This is a genomic window from Pseudomonas sp. DF5 (assembly GCF_058148225.1).
In genome coordinates this window covers 92226-106994 of the sequence record NZ_JBYVYM010000006.1, presented here as the reverse complement: position 1 = coordinate 106994, position 14769 = coordinate 92226, and the positions used below count along the sequence as shown (strand labels likewise).

12 protein-coding genes are annotated in these 14769 nt (G+C 59.7%); 9 read left to right on the top strand and 3 right to left on the bottom strand.

Annotation, left to right across the window (positions count from 1 at the left end):
- The first annotated feature begins 107 nt into the window (after positions 1-107).
- The 7 genes from urtE to ureC all read left to right on the top strand — a co-directional run bounded on the left by urtE (position 108) and on the right by ureC (position 5368).
- Positions 108-806 (top strand): urea ABC transporter ATP-binding subunit UrtE, encoded by a 699-nt coding sequence (gene urtE, locus AC30D7_RS07820; RefSeq protein ID WP_019582243.1) that lies wholly within the window; start codon positions 108-110, stop codon positions 804-806.
- 31 nt (positions 807-837) lie between these two features.
- Positions 838-1677 carry an urease accessory protein UreD gene (locus AC30D7_RS07815; RefSeq protein WP_490133637.1) on the top strand — a complete coding sequence of 280 codons (840 nt, stop codon included), beginning with the start codon at positions 838-840 and terminating at the stop codon, positions 1675-1677.
- Between the two features lie 156 nt (positions 1678-1833).
- Complete coding sequence (gene ureA / locus AC30D7_RS07810; protein WP_007937143.1) at positions 1834-2136, top strand: urease subunit gamma; 303 nt, start codon at positions 1834-1836, stop codon at positions 2134-2136.
- Positions 2137-2145: 9 nt separating this feature from the next.
- Entirely contained in the window at positions 2146-2679 is a 534-nt protein-coding gene (locus AC30D7_RS07805; RefSeq protein WP_018928451.1) for a GNAT family N-acetyltransferase, read from the top strand.
- 6 nt (positions 2680-2685) lie between these two features.
- Complete coding sequence (locus tag AC30D7_RS07800) at positions 2686-3219, top strand: GNAT family N-acetyltransferase (protein ID WP_490133636.1); 534 nt, start codon at positions 2686-2688, stop codon at positions 3217-3219.
- Positions 3219-3524, top strand: coding sequence for an urease subunit beta (locus AC30D7_RS07795; RefSeq protein ID WP_008146494.1), 306 nt, complete (start codon positions 3219-3221; stop codon positions 3522-3524). Before AC30D7_RS07800 ends, AC30D7_RS07795 begins: the two co-directional genes overlap by 1 nt.
- Before the next feature lie 143 nt (positions 3525-3667).
- Positions 3668-5368 carry an urease subunit alpha gene (ureC, locus tag AC30D7_RS07790; RefSeq protein ID WP_490133635.1) on the top strand — a complete coding sequence of 567 codons (1701 nt, stop codon included), beginning with the start codon at positions 3668-3670 and terminating at the stop codon, positions 5366-5368.
- A gap of 67 nt (positions 5369-5435) precedes the next feature.
- Here ureC and AC30D7_RS07785 read toward each other — a convergent pair whose 3' ends face one another.
- A complete protein-coding gene (locus AC30D7_RS07785) occupies positions 5436-10355 on the bottom strand; it encodes a dermonecrotic toxin domain-containing protein (protein WP_490133634.1) in 4920 nt (1639 codons plus the stop codon).
- A gap of 239 nt (positions 10356-10594) precedes the next feature.
- Here AC30D7_RS07785 and AC30D7_RS07780 point away from each other — a divergent pair, with 239 nt between their 5' ends.
- Positions 10595-11722: a sensor histidine kinase gene (locus AC30D7_RS07780; RefSeq protein ID WP_490133633.1), complete on the top strand. Its 1128-nt coding sequence runs from the start codon at positions 10595-10597 to the stop codon at positions 11720-11722.
- A 164-nt stretch (positions 11723-11886) separates the two neighbouring features.
- Here the strand turns inward: AC30D7_RS07780 and AC30D7_RS07775 are convergent, their stop codons facing one another.
- Together AC30D7_RS07775 and AC30D7_RS07770 are read right to left on the bottom strand one after the other, a co-directional pair.
- Positions 11887-12192 carry a chaperone modulator CbpM gene (locus AC30D7_RS07775; protein ID WP_018928457.1) on the bottom strand — a complete coding sequence of 102 codons (306 nt, stop codon included), beginning with the start codon at positions 12190-12192 and terminating at the stop codon, positions 11887-11889.
- A 25-nt stretch (positions 12193-12217) separates the two neighbouring features.
- Positions 12218-13165, bottom strand: a complete 948-nt coding sequence (locus tag AC30D7_RS07770) for a DnaJ C-terminal domain-containing protein (protein ID WP_018928458.1) — start codon at positions 13163-13165, stop codon at positions 12218-12220.
- A 296-nt stretch (positions 13166-13461) separates the two neighbouring features.
- On the opposite strand from AC30D7_RS07770, the gene AC30D7_RS07765 reads away from it, so the two are divergent.
- Positions 13462-14736: an Hsp70 family protein gene (locus AC30D7_RS07765; RefSeq protein ID WP_490133632.1), complete on the top strand. Its 1275-nt coding sequence runs from the start codon at positions 13462-13464 to the stop codon at positions 14734-14736.
- Positions 14737-14769: the final 33 nt, after the last annotated feature.

Genomic DNA, 14769 nt, shown 5'->3' with positions numbered 1-14769 from the left:
TGCCCGCGATGAGGCCTGCACATCCAACATCTTTGTTGAGAGACACACCGCGATCGCAGGCAAGCCAGCTCCCACAGGGTTCTGTGTGGAACAGAAGGAATTTGAACATGCTGCAAGTCGACAAGCTGCACCAGTACTACGGCGGTAGCCACATCCTGCGGGGCCTGACGTTTGAGGTGAAGGTCGGCGAAGTCACCTGCCTGCTCGGGCGCAACGGCGTGGGCAAGACCACCTTGCTCAAATGCCTGATGGGTTTGCTGCCGGCCAAGGAGGGCGCGGTGAACTGGGAAGGTAAACCGATCACCACGTTCAAGCCGCACCAACGGGTGCATGCCGGTATCGCTTACGTGCCTCAGGGCCGGGAAATCTTCGGCCGATTGACCGTGGAAGAAAACCTGTTGATGGGCCTGTCGCGCTTTCCGGGTTCCGAAGCCAAAGAGGTCCCGGCGTTCATCTACGAGCTGTTCCCGGTGCTGCTGCAAATGAAGCAACGGCGTGGCGGTGACTTGTCCGGCGGTCAGCAACAGCAGCTGGCGATCGGCAGGGCACTGGCCAGTCGTCCACGGCTGCTGATTCTCGATGAGCCCACCGAAGGCATCCAGCCGTCGGTGATCAAGGAAATCGGCGCAGTGATCAAAAAGCTCGCAGCCCGTGGCGACATGGCGATTTTGCTGGTGGAGCAGTTCTACGATTTCGCCGCCGAGCTGGCCGATCAGTACCTGGTGATGTCCCGGGGCGAGATCGTGCAGCAAGGTCGCGGCGAAAATATGGAAGCCGAAGGTGTGCGTGGGCTGGTTACGATCTAACCTGCAGCCTTCTGACGATAAATTAGACGATATGAATTTACCTCTCCCCACTGCGCTGTTTACCCCGAGCTGGCATGCCGAGCTGGAGCTGGGCTACGCCCGTTTCGGCGCCAGCACCCGCCCGGTGCAGCGCCGTCATCAAGGCCCGCTGCGGGTGCAGAAGCACTTGTATGCCGAAGGCCCCGAGGTCTGTCAGCACATCATCGTCCACCCGCCGGGGGGGATTGCCGGCGGTGATCGGCTGGACATCTCGGCCAGCGTCGGCACGCACGCCTGGGCGCAAATCACCAGCCCCGGCGCTGCCAAGTGGTATCGCGCGGCCGGGCCGGCTTATCAGAAACTCGACTTGCGCGTTGCCGCCGGTGCTACGTTGGAGTGGCTGCCGCAAGAGACGATTATCTTCAGTGCCGCTCAGGCTGAACTCAGCACGAGCATTGATCTTGAGGGCGATGCCCGGCTGTTCTACTGGGACGTGGTGGCGCTGGGTCGCCCGGCCAGTGGCGAGCGTTTCGACCTCGGGCACTTCCAGGCCCACCTGGATATCCGCCGCGACGGCCAGTTGCTCTGGCACGAACGCCAGCGCATTGCCGGGGATGACGGTTTGCTGGACTCGCCGATCGGGCTGGATGGGCAACCGGTGTTTGCGACGTTGCTGGTGACCGGAGAGATTGATAGTGAATTGCTGGAGAAGTGCCGCTCGCTGCCCAATGAGGTGCGCGGGGATCTGACGCAGCTGCCGGGGCTGTTGGTCGCCCGGTGCCTGGCCAGCGAGGCGCTGTTGGCACGGGGCTGGCTGATTGATTTATGGCGCTTGCTCCGGCCTGCATTGCTCGGCCGCGAAGCCGTCCCGCCACGAATATGGAGCACCTGAAATGCTTTTCTGTGGGAGCGGGCTTGCCCGCGATGGCGGTCTTACAGCCAACATCTCTATTGGATGTGATGGCCCCATCGCGGGCAAGCCCGCTCCCACAGGGGATCTGTGCAAGCAGATCCAACTCTTTTTTATCTGCCCAGATGGATTCCAACAATGGACCTGACCCCACGCGAAAAAGACAAGCTGCTGATCTTCACCGCCGGCCTCGTGGCCGAGCGGCGTTTGGCTCGCGGCGTGAAACTCAATTACCCGGAGGCCATGGCCTACATTTCCGCGGCGCTGCTCGAAGGCGCGCGTGACGGCCAGACCGTAGCCGAGCTGATGCACTACGGCACCACCCTGCTCAGCCGCGAACAAGTGATGGAAGGCATCCCTGAAATGATCCCGGAGATCCAGGTCGAAGCGACGTTTCCCGACGGCACCAAACTGGTCACCGTTCACCAACCGATCGCCTGAGGCTGCGCCATGACTTACCACATCCGCGATGCGCTGCACGCCGATCTGCCGGCGATCCGCGACATCTACAACGACGCGGTGCTCAATACCACGGCGATCTGGAACGAACAGGCCGTGGACCTGGGCAACCGCCAGGCCTGGTTCAGCGCGCGGCAAGCCCAGGGCTATCCGATTCTGGTGATCGTCGACGGCGACGACAACGTACTCGGCTACGCTTCATTCGGTGACTGGCGGCCGTTCGACGGGTTCCGCCACACGGTTGAGCACTCGGTGTACGTGCGCAACGACCAACGCGGCAATGGCCTCGGCCCGCAACTGATGGCAGCGCTGATCGAGCGCGCCAAAGGCTGCAACAAACACGTGATGGTCGCCGCCATCGAAAGCGGTAATAGCGCCTCGATCCGGCTGCACGATCGGGCCGGTTTTGTCGTCACCGGCCAAATGCCGCAGGTGGGTACCAAGTTCGGCCGCTGGCTGGACCTGACCTTCATGCAACTGATCCTCGATCCGGGCGCAATGCCACCCGATCCCCACAAGGAGTGATGCCCCATGAACGCCGCCCAACTGCGACGCGTCAATGTTGAAAGCTTTGCGCACTATCGTCAGGGATTGATTGATCTGCTGCTCGACGCCGTCGGCTATGGCGCCAGCGTCGGGTTCATGGCGGATCTGGACGCCACCCAGGCCCGAGCCCATTTCGATGAAGTCCAGGACAACCTGAACAAAGGCAACGTGCTGCTGTGGGTGGTGGTCAAGGACGAACAGGTGCAGGCCAGTGTGCAACTGAACCTGTGCCAGAAAGCCAATGGGCTGAATCGCGCCGAAGTGCAGAAACTGCTGGTGCGTGAACACGCCCGTCGTCGCGGCCTGGGCCAGCAGTTGATGAATGCCCTTGAGCTTACGGCCCGCCAGCACAAGCGCGGCATGCTCTACCTCGACACCGAGGCCGGCTCCCCCGCCGAAGACTTCTACAAGGCCTTGGGTTACACCCGTGCCGGCGAAATTCCGGACTACGCCTGCGACCCGCACGGGCGCTACAAACCGACCGCCCTCTACTACAAGATTCTCCAAGGAGCCCAGTGATGATTCCCGGTGAGTACCAGATCCAGCCCGGCGACATCGAGCTTAACGTGGGCCGACGCACTGTCAGCCTGAAGGTGGCCAACAGCGGCGACCGGCCGATCCAGGTCGGCTCGCATTATCACTTCTTCGAAACCAACGACGCGCTGACCTTCGACCGCGCCGCCAGCCGTGGCATGCGCCTGAACATCCCCGCCGGCACCGCGGTGCGCTTCGAACCGGGGCAGAGCCGCGAGGTCGAGCTGGTGGACCTGGCCGGGCATCGCCGGGTGTTCGGGTTTGCCGGCAGGATTATGGGCGACCTGTAAGTAATGCGTTGTCCGCACCGGCCCCTTCGCGGGCAAGCCTCGCTCCTACAATTAATCGCATCCCCCTGTAGGAGCGAGGCTTGCCCGCGAATCTGTGAGCGAAGCGAACAGTCTCAAACCCAATTGAATCCCAAGGCAAGCGCATGAAAATCTCAAGACAAGCCTACGCCGACATGTTCGGCCCCACCGTTGGTGACAAGGTCCGCCTGGCCGACACCGAACTGTGGATCGAAGTGGAACAGGACTTCACCACCTACGGCGAAGAAGTGAAATTCGGCGGCGGCAAAGTCATTCGCGACGGCCAGGGCCAAAGCCAACTGCTGGCCGCCGAGGTGGTCGACACCCTGATCACCAACGCGCTGATCATCGACCACTGGGGCATCGTCAAGGCCGACGTCGGCCTCAAGGACGGGCGCATCGCCGCCATCGGCAAGGCCGGCAACCCGGACATCCAGCCCAACGTCACTATCGCGGTCGGCGCCAGCACTGAAGTGATCGCCGGTGAAGGCATGATCCTCACCGCCGGCGGCATCGACACCCACATCCACTTCATCTGCCCGCAGCAGATCGAAGAAGCGCTGATGAGCGGCGTCACCACCATGATCGGCGGCGGCACGGGGCCGGCCACCGGCACCAACGCCACCACCTGCACGTCAGGGCCATGGCACCTGGCGCGCATGCTCCAGGCCGCCGATGCGTTTCCGATGAACATCGGCCTCACCGGCAAGGGCAACGCCAGCCTGCCGGAACCGCTGATCGAACAGGTCAAGGCCGGCGCCATCGGCCTGAAGTTGCACGAAGACTGGGGCACCACGCCCGCGAGCATCGACAACTGCCTGAGCGTCGCTGATCAGTACGACGTGCAAGTGGCGATTCACACCGACACCCTCAACGAGTCCGGCTTCGTCGAAACCACCCTCGCCGCCTTCAAGGGCCGCACCATCCACACCTATCACACCGAGGGTGCCGGTGGCGGTCACGCACCGGACATCATCAAGGCCTGCGGTTTCGCCAATGTGCTGCCGAGTTCCACCAACCCGACCCGGCCGTTCACCCGCAACACCATCGACGAACACCTCGATATGCTGATGGTCTGCCACCACCTGGACCCGAGCATTGCCGAAGACGTGGCCTTCGCTGAAAGCCGCATCCGCCGCGAAACCATCGCCGCCGAAGACATCCTGCACGACCTCGGCGCGTTCTCGATGATCAGCTCCGACAGCCAGGCCATGGGCCGCGTCGGCGAAGTCATCACGCGCACCTGGCAGACCGCTGACAAGATGAAAAAACAGCGCGGCGCGCTGCCGGGAGATGGCGAAGGCAACGACAACTTCCGCGCCAAACGCTACATCGCCAAGTACACGATCAACCCGGCGATCACCCACGGCATCAGTCATGAAGTGGGCTCGGTCGAAGTGGGCAAGTGGGCGGATCTGGTGCTCTGGCGTCCAGCGTTTTTCGGGGTAAAGCCAACGCTGATCCTCAAGGGCGGTGCCATTGCGGCCAGCCTGATGGGTGACGCCAACGCGTCTATTCCAACGCCGCAACCGGTGCACTACCGCCCGATGTTCGCCAGCTATGGCGGCTCGCTGCACGCCACCAGCCTGACTTTTATCAGCCAGGCGGCACAGGAAGCCGGTTTGCCCGAAGCCCTGGGCCTGAAGAAGAAAATCGCGGTGGTCAAAGGCTGCCGCGATGTGCAGAAAACCGATTTGATTCACAACGATTACCTGCCGAACATTGACGTTGACCCGCAGACTTATCAGGTTAAGGCCGACGGTGTCTTGCTCTGGTGCGAGCCAGCGGATGTGTTGCCGATGGCCCAGCGCTATTTCCTGTTTTGAGATTCGGTCAGGCATAAACCCGGCACGAGGGGTGTCATTCTTCGTGCCGGGTCAGCTGTTTCTCAGGTCAATCCGTTGCTGGTGCGTTCATAAAGGCAATGTCCGCCCTTTGCAGTTTCGCCCGGTCCATCGCCTGCTGGGTCAGGGTTTTAAGCAGCGCTTTCCTCTCGATATCGATCTGGTTCAGCTCGGCGGCATAAGCCTCGTCAGTCATGACCTGTCCCGGGGCAATGTCGCTTTCCGGCTTACCCAACTCTGCGGCGAGTACCCTGAGCTCCTGCTTCAGGTCGGCCTTTGCCTGCGACGAAAGGTCCGGTTCAGTGGCCCTCTTTTCAAGCGCCATGTAAAACTCCGTCGTGGCATCGATTCGGCGCCTGAAGACCTTGAAGGCGCTTCGATTCGAGCCCTGGAGATACGTTTCCCAGAACGGCTGTTCGATGATCGAATCACGCAGCAAATCGCCGGTTTCCAGTTCCAGGACCCGCCGATATGCACTCTCGATCATCTCTGGAGTAACACCGGTGTACGTGCGAAATTGCATGTCACGGGACTGCCACGGCAGGTCCAGTCGCTCCGCCAGATCCGTCATGTAAGCCAGGTGAACCTCGACCTCATCGATGCTTCCCCAGACTCGGCCGTTTGCATCGACATCCCTGAATTGCTCACCATTCTCCAGACGCTCGGCGACCACTTTGTGAGCGATCCGGCTCAACTCATCAAGCCGCGATTTGCCCCTGGCCAGCTGCACCAGTTCAACCTCCACAAGGCCAGGGTTAGCCAATGCGTAGGCTTCATGGATCAGCACTTCTACGCCCATTGCATTGAACAACTGCGCCCCGGCATCCACACAACGAGTGACCTCGTCCCGGCCCATGACAAAAAGATTGCGCCGCAGCGTGCTGTCCTCGGACATGGCTTCCAGCATTCGCCACAGTTTGCTCGTCATATCCGCCCGGAAGACCTTGTCGTTCTTGAAATGGACAGATTCGGTCAGTTTCCTGATCTGATTAAAAAAGGGCACCGAGCCGAACTCATCCTCAATGCTGTTCCAGACCTCTTGCCTGGCGACCCATTCGGGCCGCGTCAGGCCTTCCTCCCAATCCAGACTGTCGCGAACGCCACGGGGCGGGTAAGGGCGATCAGGGTCCATGCCGACAGACTCGATGTACTCTCTGAGCGTCTGCAGAGTGCGACTCGGCAACCATTGCTCATCGCGACTCAAGAGGGTGCGAGCCAATAGCTCCGCTTCAACGGAGCCACGCCTGACCATGGGAATATAGGTCAGCTCGTTACGCCGCAAATCCAGGTAAAAGTGGCGATACCGCGGCTGGGAAAACAGCCCGTCAGGCCAGGTTCTAATACCGGTATTGGCAAGCAGCACTGAATGTAAATTGCGCATGCTGCCAATATCAGGAACCTGCCTCAACGGGTTTCCTTGCAGGTCCAGGGTTTCAAGGCGGGAAAGATTCCTCAGACCGGCCCTCGACTGCGCATTCAACTCGATTCGATTGTTCCTGAGGCGTAACTCGGTCAGTCCCCGTGCTCGCCCCACCGCATGGGGAAGTTGTGTGAGCTGGTTGTCGCTCATGTCCAGCGAACACAAACGGGGAAAATGATCGAGAAACGACACCTGAGCATCGGCAAACCCAGTCCCGGAAACATGGAGCCTGGTGACATGGGCAAAATTGCCTTCCAGGGCAGGCATCGTCTGCAGAAGGTGCCCCAGTGGCATGCTTCCGAGGTTGAGCACATCGCCTCGCAGATTGCCGAGCGGCCCCCTATCGCGTAACCCGGTTCGCTGCCAGCACTGCCGAATGGCTTTGTACAGTGTGTTTCTGGACTGCCACTCAGCCCTCCCGGCCGAGCTATACCTGAAGGCCTCGGTCGGCGAATCCAGCCAGCGCTGGAAATTGGCGTTGAGGCGATTGAATTCGGCTTCAAGTGCACTTGCTCGCTGCTCTGGGTGGCTACTCTGATCGCCTGCCTCCAGATAAGCCTGAGCTTCGGCCTCCGTCCAACCCGGGCGCACACTCCTGACCCGCTCCTGTGGTGTCAGTCGCCCGGTGAGTCGCTCAATGCCTGAAGAAGCCTGCATGCCACCGCGCAGCTTCATTGTCTCGGGGTCGTAGGTGGGCTTGCGCAAAGGATTTTCAACCAACATCAGACGCAGCTTGTCCCGCGCCAATGGTGCATTTTGAACAGTGCGCTTGAGCATCGCGCCCTGACTGATCTCATAACCCAGTGCTCTGCGCTCAACGTCAGGCAGAGCGTGCAATACCGATGAAAACAGATCATCGGCGCCATGCAGGTGCTGACCATCGGCATCCCGAGCTTCATACCCCTCGTCCGTGCTGATCAGCACTTTGCGCACCGGCGCGTCTTCAGGGCCTACACTGTCGCGCAGACGGCCAGTCAGTGAATGTTCGCGAATTTCGATGCGCACATCGCTCGGCCAGTTTGGCAAGGTCTCCAGGGTGTGTAGCGCCAGCCTCTCTGTGTCCAAAGCATGCAGCGAGTCAAGGAAAAGTCCTTCATAGGCACGTGCCAGACGCAACTCCAGCAAAGCGGCTCGCACCTGTTGCCGCAAGTGCAACCCAATGCGCTTGTGCTCGGCAAGCGCCTTCAAGTCAGCGGGTTCAGCGTTGCTCAGCAGTTCCTCGGCCATGCGGGTGGGCAATTGGGCATAGGCATCCTGAAGCACCAACACACCGGCATTGCTTGAGCGTGGCAGGCCATTTCCGGGCAGCTTTCCCGTGTCCATCCATGTTTTGAACCGGTTGATCTCATCGATCAGCAACGCTGGCGGCGCTTCGTTTTCGACATGCAGCCGACGCAACATCGCTTCTTCAACACCACTGGCAATACGGATGTGTTCAAGCATCGCATCATCGAACGCATCGACGACTGTCCCCAAGCGTCGCATGAGTTGGGCCTTGGTCCATTCAACGGGACGGTCGAACTCGGTGTGCCAGGTACCGGAATTGTTGTGCTCAAGTTTTGGCTTGTAGGCCGTCGGTCGGTCGGGATGCTGGATTCGCGATTGCCCCGTCCGCGGATCGTCTTGTACGGCGAAATATTTGCTGTCACGCGACAGAAACTCCTGATCGTCATGCCGATGCAGGCCTCGCTCGTTAAGCGTTGAATCCGGAGCCAGATCGACCTGACGCTCGTAAGGGCTCAAGTCAGGATTCCATAAACGGGTCTTGCCATCGTCAAGCACGACCGGTTTCAACTGGTCGACAAAAGTCGAAGGTTTGACCGCTGCCGCCGCGCCCGTCGGTAGCACATGCCCCGCCCCCATGATTGCCAGCTGGGCAGCATTGATCAGGACACTGCTCAGGAGTGCCGCCGCTTCATCCTTGTCTCCCTTGCTCCAGTCCTCGATACCCTCCATGGTTTCGAGCACCATTTGTCCGACCATGATGCCCAGCATGGCTTCTCCCAAACCCGGTACCAGCATCGCGCCGAAGTTGAATACGTTCCAGCCGATGCTCGCGTAACTGCTCAGTCGCGCCCAACGGGCGTTGGCATCTTCATCGTCAGTGGGAACGGCAATGTGTCGCGCATCCGCGATGGCCTTGTCACGCCGCCATCGACCGAGCGCAGGCCAAAGCAAGCCATCGATCACGTTGGTGACCGGCTCCGCATCGGGGTTCTCCACCGCCGTCTCCCGCCACCACGGCCCCATATTCAAAGGTTCACGCTGTTGCCAGGTGAAGGTGGAAAAGCGTTCTTTGACGCGAGTGAAAAACCTGCCCTTGTCTTTTTGCGGCACGAAGCGGCTGAAGAATTGTTGATAGTCCGGGGAGCGCAGCTGACTCGTCAGTTCCTTCATGAAATCCGTGAAGGAGCCGTACTCTTTCAGGGGATGATCGGGGTCATCGGGCACATAGGCAATCAGCGGGCCTTCAAGCCGACTTTGCTTATAAACATCTTCCCTGCGCAGCATTTCCTCGACAACACCGCTAGGGCCGTTGGCAAAAAAGGCTTTGAGTCGTTTGAACTGGTCAAACTCTTGCCCAGGCAAAATTGCCAATCGCCGCGACCACTCCATCATTGTTCGTTGATGTACCGGAACCAGGCTGTCGTAAAGTTTTTTTATTTGTGTTGGATCCGCCACGGCACTGAACAGCACAACACCGGTTAACTTCACACCCATCAGTGTCAAACGATGAGACTGCAAAGGGCGATGCCCCATCAAGACAGTTGCCTGATCATCCCGCAGTTGCTTTAGTTTCCCGTATGCCGTGGAGGTGATATCGCCCTTCAAATACGCAATTAATGCCGATTCATTGAGCGCAGCCTTTTCGGTCCCGATGAAGTGCTGCTCGAGGGACGCCTTCGCATCAGCCCGGACAGGGTCCAGCAACCCGGTAATGTGCCGTTGATACTGCGCACCGAGATCCAGTTCCCGGCAAAGACTCGCGAAACTTTCGACGGTCAACGGATGGCGCTTCAGCGCACCTTCGGCATCGGTAACGAAAATGCCGGAGCCGTCGCGAAAGGCACCTGCACGGGTGTCAGCGTCCTCGAAGTTGTGCAGCGCGGCCTCCATCAGGGTGGACTGCCTGAGCCGGCTGGCCTGGGTATCGATGCCAAAACCCAGCGGGGCTGGAATATAGAGCCGTACTGTAGTTGCCTGGACATCCAGTTCCAGGTTCCGCTTTTCTTTCAGAGCTTGAATGAGCAAGGGTTCAGCGAATGCATGGATGTCCTTTTGTAAATCCCCCAAGACGTCATCAAGATTGTCTTGCAATCGCCAGCGCTCACTAATGAGTTCCTTCAGATACTGACGGTCGATAGCGCTGGCCTTGACGTACCACTCGGGAAAATCGGGTGGTTGGTTTACATTTGATACAAGTCTTGATACCGATGGTTTCCTTATTAAGGCCGGAACTTTGGTTGCAAGATAATTCAGATAAATGTTTTCGCCGACAGCGAGTTCTGGAGAAGTGCCCGACACAGATCCTTCTGATATTTCATTCATTACGCATGTATCCCTATGCGATCAACAGAACGCCTAGCTTATTCAATAGTGGCAAAAACAAAAGCTCAAATAGTTGTTGGAAAACAGCGACAAAACAAACAACACCCCTGAACTTGAGAATATAAAAAACAATTAAATACCACCCGCAAGTTCACAAGCCTGATCCGCCTTGCCAGCGGTAGTTTTTACCCGCTGGCAAAGGGGCTAAGATGCCAAGAACTTCCAATCAGGTACCGGCCATGCGCTTATCCGAATTCATCAGGCAACACGTGGACCGTATCGTCGATGAATGGGAGCAGTTCGCCAGAACGATCGCCCCGGCGGCCGAGCATATGGATCAAGCAGCCTTGCGTGATCACGCCAAAGCAATTCTGCTGGCCGCCGCGCGAGACATGTCCACCGCACAAACCGCCAGCGAGCAACAGGCCAAAGCCAAGGGCGAAGGCCCGGATAAGACCCCGAGCCTGGACGAGGCGGGCGCCAGCCATGGCGAGCTACGCCATACCGTGGGTTTCGACCTGGTGCAGATGACCAGCGAATTTCGCCATTTGCGTGCCTGCGTGATCCGCCTGTGGGTCAACAGCCTGGACGCCCCCGACATTGCCTATTTCCAGGACATGATCCGTTTCAACGAAGCCATCGACGAAGCCCTGGCCGAATCCACCGAAGCCTATGCCGAGCAGGTCAATCGCTCCCGGGACATCTTTCTGGCGATCCTCGGCCATGACCTGCGCGCGCCGCTGCAAGCAGTGAGCATGTCCACGGAAATGCTGCTGCGCAAAGCCGCTCTCGAAGGCGACGCGCTGACGTGCGCAATCCATATCCAGCGGGGCGCGCGGCACATGGCAGTGATGGTCGGCGATTTGCTGGAGCTGGTCCGCAGCCGACTGGGCAAGCGCCTGCCGATCGAACCGGAACCCATGGACCTGGCTGAGACGGCGCACGAAGCGATTGCCCAAGCCTGCGCTGCTCATCCGCAATGCGATCCGACACTAAGCGTCGAAGGCGATACCCAGGGTGTATGGGATGGCCGAAGGCTCGCTCAAATGCTGCAGAACCTGCTCGGCAATGCGTTGCAACACGGTTCGAATCACCGCGCAGTCAAACTGACCCTCAGGGGTGAAACGGACAGCGTTCGCCTAACCGTGCACAACGACGGTACGCCGATTCCACCCGAGGCGATCGGCACGATCTTCGATCCGTTGGTACGCAGTGCCGACGAAGAACTCGGCGGACCGAGCACCAGCCTAGGTCTGGGGCTGTTCATCGTCAAGGAAGTGGTTGATGCCCATGAAGGCACGATCGAGGTCAGCTCCAGCGCCGAGCAGGGCACGCTGTTTACCGTGGTGTTGCCCAGGAAGGTGTGACGGCACAAGACCGCGTTGTGGCGAGGGGGCTGCCCCCGTTCGACCGTGAAGCGATCGTAAAAACGGCGCATGCGGTCAGCCTGAAGAGCCGCGATGACCGGACTTGGGGTCGCTACGCAACCCAACGGGGGCAAGCCCCCTCGCCACAGGTTTAGTGTTTACAGCTATTCGATCACCAAGCGCCCCAACCGCTGCTTGAGCATGCGGTTCTCGGCCCGCAGTTGCTGGACCTCGTCAAGCAGGTCCAGCGCCAGGGCGACACCTTCCCATTCCAGCTCCAGGTCGCGCCGCAGCTTGGCGGCGCGCTTGGCCAAAACCAGTTCGTAGTCGGTGAAACGCCAATCCTTGGGCTCTGTACCCTGTGGTTCGAGGATGCCGTGTTCGACTATCTCGATCACATGCACGTCCGACAACTCGGTCGCCTCACAGAATTCTGCCAGGTCCAATAGAACGATCACGGGGTCGCTCATGATTGGGCTCCTCCTTATCTCGGAATCAAAAATTCTCTCGCGGATCGAAAGCGGCTTTTTTCGCCAACTCCTCCCACAACGCCTTGACGTCATGGTCGAGTTTTTTCGGCATCACCGCCTTGAGCTGCACGAACAGGTAACCACGGTGCCCGGCCTTGTGCATCAGGCCGTGGCCCTTGGCGCGCATGCGCTGGCCATTCTGGCTGCCGGCCGGCACCTTGAGGTTGATCTTGCCGGTCAGGGTCGGCACCGCGACTTCGGTCCCCAGCGCCAGTTCCCACGGCGCCAGTGGCAAGGTGATGATCAGGTTTTCGCCTTCGACATCGAATTTGGGGTGCGGCGCAAAACGAATGGTCAGGTACAAGTCGCCATTGGCCCCGCCACCGATGCCCGGAGCACCCTGGCCCTTGAGGCGGATGCGCTCGCCGTCGGTCACGCCGGCGGGGATCTTCACGTTCAGGCTTTTGCTGGTGTTGCTGACATGCTGGCCGGCAGCGTTGTACTGCGGCACCTGGAAGCTGACCTTCTTCGATTCGGTCGAGAGGGTTTCTTCCAGAAAAACCGGTAATTCCATTTCCACGTCTTGCCCTCGACGCCCGGCGCTATGGCCCGACCGTCCACCACCACCGAAACCCGAACCACGGTTGCCGAAGATCGAACTGAAGAAGTCCGAGAAATCGCCCGTGTCCTGACCACCGCCACCGAAACCACCACGACTCTGCCAACCCGGCGGGCCCTGGAACGGCTGGCCGTGGTGACCGTATTTGCGCAAGTCGTCGTATTCGGCGCGCTTGTCGGCGCTTTTCAGCGCTTCATAGGCTTCCGACGCATCCTTGAACTTGGCCTCGGCGTCCTTTTCCTTGCTGACATCGGGATGGTATTTGCGCGCCAGCTTCCGATAGGCGGCCTTGATCGCCTTATCGTCCGCGGTCGGCTCCACGCCGAGAATCTTGTAATAGTCTTTGAAGTCCATCGAGGGAATCACCATCCATTATCGAAATCGCGCCGCTCGGTACAGCATGCTCTGGTTTACAGCGTTTGAATTGATCAATCTCAACTTTGTGACCGGGCAGCGCATCAGTAGTTTATCGGCAGCCGGGCGCAGTTCTTGCTGTCGCCCAAGGATTGCCAAACCTATGCAGGGAAGTTTGGGGGCGATGGCCCATCTTTCAAGCGCAGATCAATGCGATTTAACAGATAGTCGGCCTTCGAATCTGCGCCGCACTGACATACACTGCGCGGCCGTTTTTTAACCGGAACTTGAAAGACATGAAAAACGCATCTCCAGCCCGTGCCTGCGGTATCGACTTCGGCACGTCCAACTCCACCGTCGGCTGGCTGCGCCCCGGCATGGAAACGCTGATCGCGCTGGAGGACGACAAGATAACCCTGCCCTCGGTGGTCTTCTTCAATATGGAAGAACGCCGCCCGGTGTACGGTCGGCTGGCGCTGCACGAGTACCTGGAAGGTTACGAGGGCCGCTTGATGCGCTCGCTCAAGAGCCTGCTGGGCTCCAAACTGATCAAGCACGACACCAGCGTCCTCGGCACGGCGATGCCGTTCAAGGACCTGCTCGGGCTGTTCATCGGCCAGCTGAAGAAGCGCGCCGAAGCCGCCGCCGGTCGGGAGTTCGAGGAAGTGGTGCTAGGCCGTCCGGTGTTTTTCGTCGACGACGATGAACTGGCCGACCAGGAAGCCGAAAACACCCTGGTGGACGTGGCCCGCGCCATCGGCTTCAAGGAAGTCTCGTTCCAGTACGAACCGATTGCAGCGGCGTTCGACTATGAATCCACCATCGAAAAGGAAGAGCTGGTACTGATTGTCGACATCGGCGGCGGTACGTCCGACTTCTCGCTGGTGCGCCTGTCCCCTGAGCGACGCGGACATGACAACCGTCATGACGACATCCTCGCCACCGGCGGCGTGCACATCGGCGGGACCGATTTCGACAAACAGCTGAGCCTGCAAGGCCTGATGCCGCTGTTCGGCTACGGCAGCCGGATGAAGAGCGGCGCCTACATGCCCACCAGCCACCACATGAACCTGGCGACCTGGCACACCATCAACTCGGTGTACTCACAGAAGTCGACCCTGGCCCTGGGCAGCATGCGCTACGACATCGAAGACACCGGCGGCATCGATCGCCTGTTCAAGCTGATCGACCAGCGCGCCGGGCACTGGCTGGCGATGGAAGTGGAAGAAACCAAGATTCAGCTGACTCATGCCGACAGCCGCCATGTGCCGCTGGACCGCATCGAGCCCGGTTTGAGTGTGGAACTGACTCGTGCGCTGTTCGAATCAGCCATCGACAACTTGCTGGAGCGGGTGCGCAACAGCGTGACCCAGTTGCTGAACGACGCCAATGTGCGGGTCGATCAGGTGGATACGGTGTTCTTCACTGGCGGTTCGAGCGGGATTCCGGCGCTTCGCAACAGCGTCTCGGCGATGTTGCCGAACGCGCAGCATGTGGAAGGCAACATCTTCGGCAGCATCGGCAGCGGGTTGGCGATCGAGGCGGCCAAGCGTTACGGCCCGATGGATTGACCTGAAACCCTGTGGCGAGGGAGCTTGCTCCCG

Coding starts and splice junctions, on each gene's coding strand:
- urtE (WP_019582243.1), top strand. CDS start 108: ATGCTGCAAGTCGACAAGCTGCACCAGTACTACGGCGGTAGCCACATC.
- AC30D7_RS07815 (WP_490133637.1), top strand. CDS start 838: ATGAATTTACCTCTCCCCACTGCGCTGTTTACCCCGAGCTGGCATGCC.
- ureA (WP_007937143.1), top strand. CDS start 1,834: ATGGACCTGACCCCACGCGAAAAAGACAAGCTGCTGATCTTCACCGCC.
- AC30D7_RS07805 (WP_018928451.1), top strand. CDS start 2,146: ATGACTTACCACATCCGCGATGCGCTGCACGCCGATCTGCCGGCGATC.
- AC30D7_RS07800 (WP_490133636.1), top strand. CDS start 2,686: ATGAACGCCGCCCAACTGCGACGCGTCAATGTTGAAAGCTTTGCGCAC.
- AC30D7_RS07795 (WP_008146494.1), top strand. CDS start 3,219: ATGATTCCCGGTGAGTACCAGATCCAGCCCGGCGACATCGAGCTTAAC.
- ureC (WP_490133635.1), top strand. CDS start 3,668: ATGAAAATCTCAAGACAAGCCTACGCCGACATGTTCGGCCCCACCGTT.
- AC30D7_RS07785 (WP_490133634.1), bottom strand. CDS start 10,355: ATGAATGAAATATCAGAAGGATCTGTGTCGGGCACTTCTCCAGAACTC.
- AC30D7_RS07780 (WP_490133633.1), top strand. CDS start 10,595: ATGCGCTTATCCGAATTCATCAGGCAACACGTGGACCGTATCGTCGAT.
- AC30D7_RS07775 (WP_018928457.1), bottom strand. CDS start 12,192: ATGAGCGACCCCGTGATCGTTCTATTGGACCTGGCAGAATTCTGTGAG.
- AC30D7_RS07770 (WP_018928458.1), bottom strand. CDS start 13,165: ATGGACTTCAAAGACTATTACAAGATTCTCGGCGTGGAGCCGACCGCG.
- AC30D7_RS07765 (WP_490133632.1), top strand. CDS start 13,462: ATGAAAAACGCATCTCCAGCCCGTGCCTGCGGTATCGACTTCGGCACG.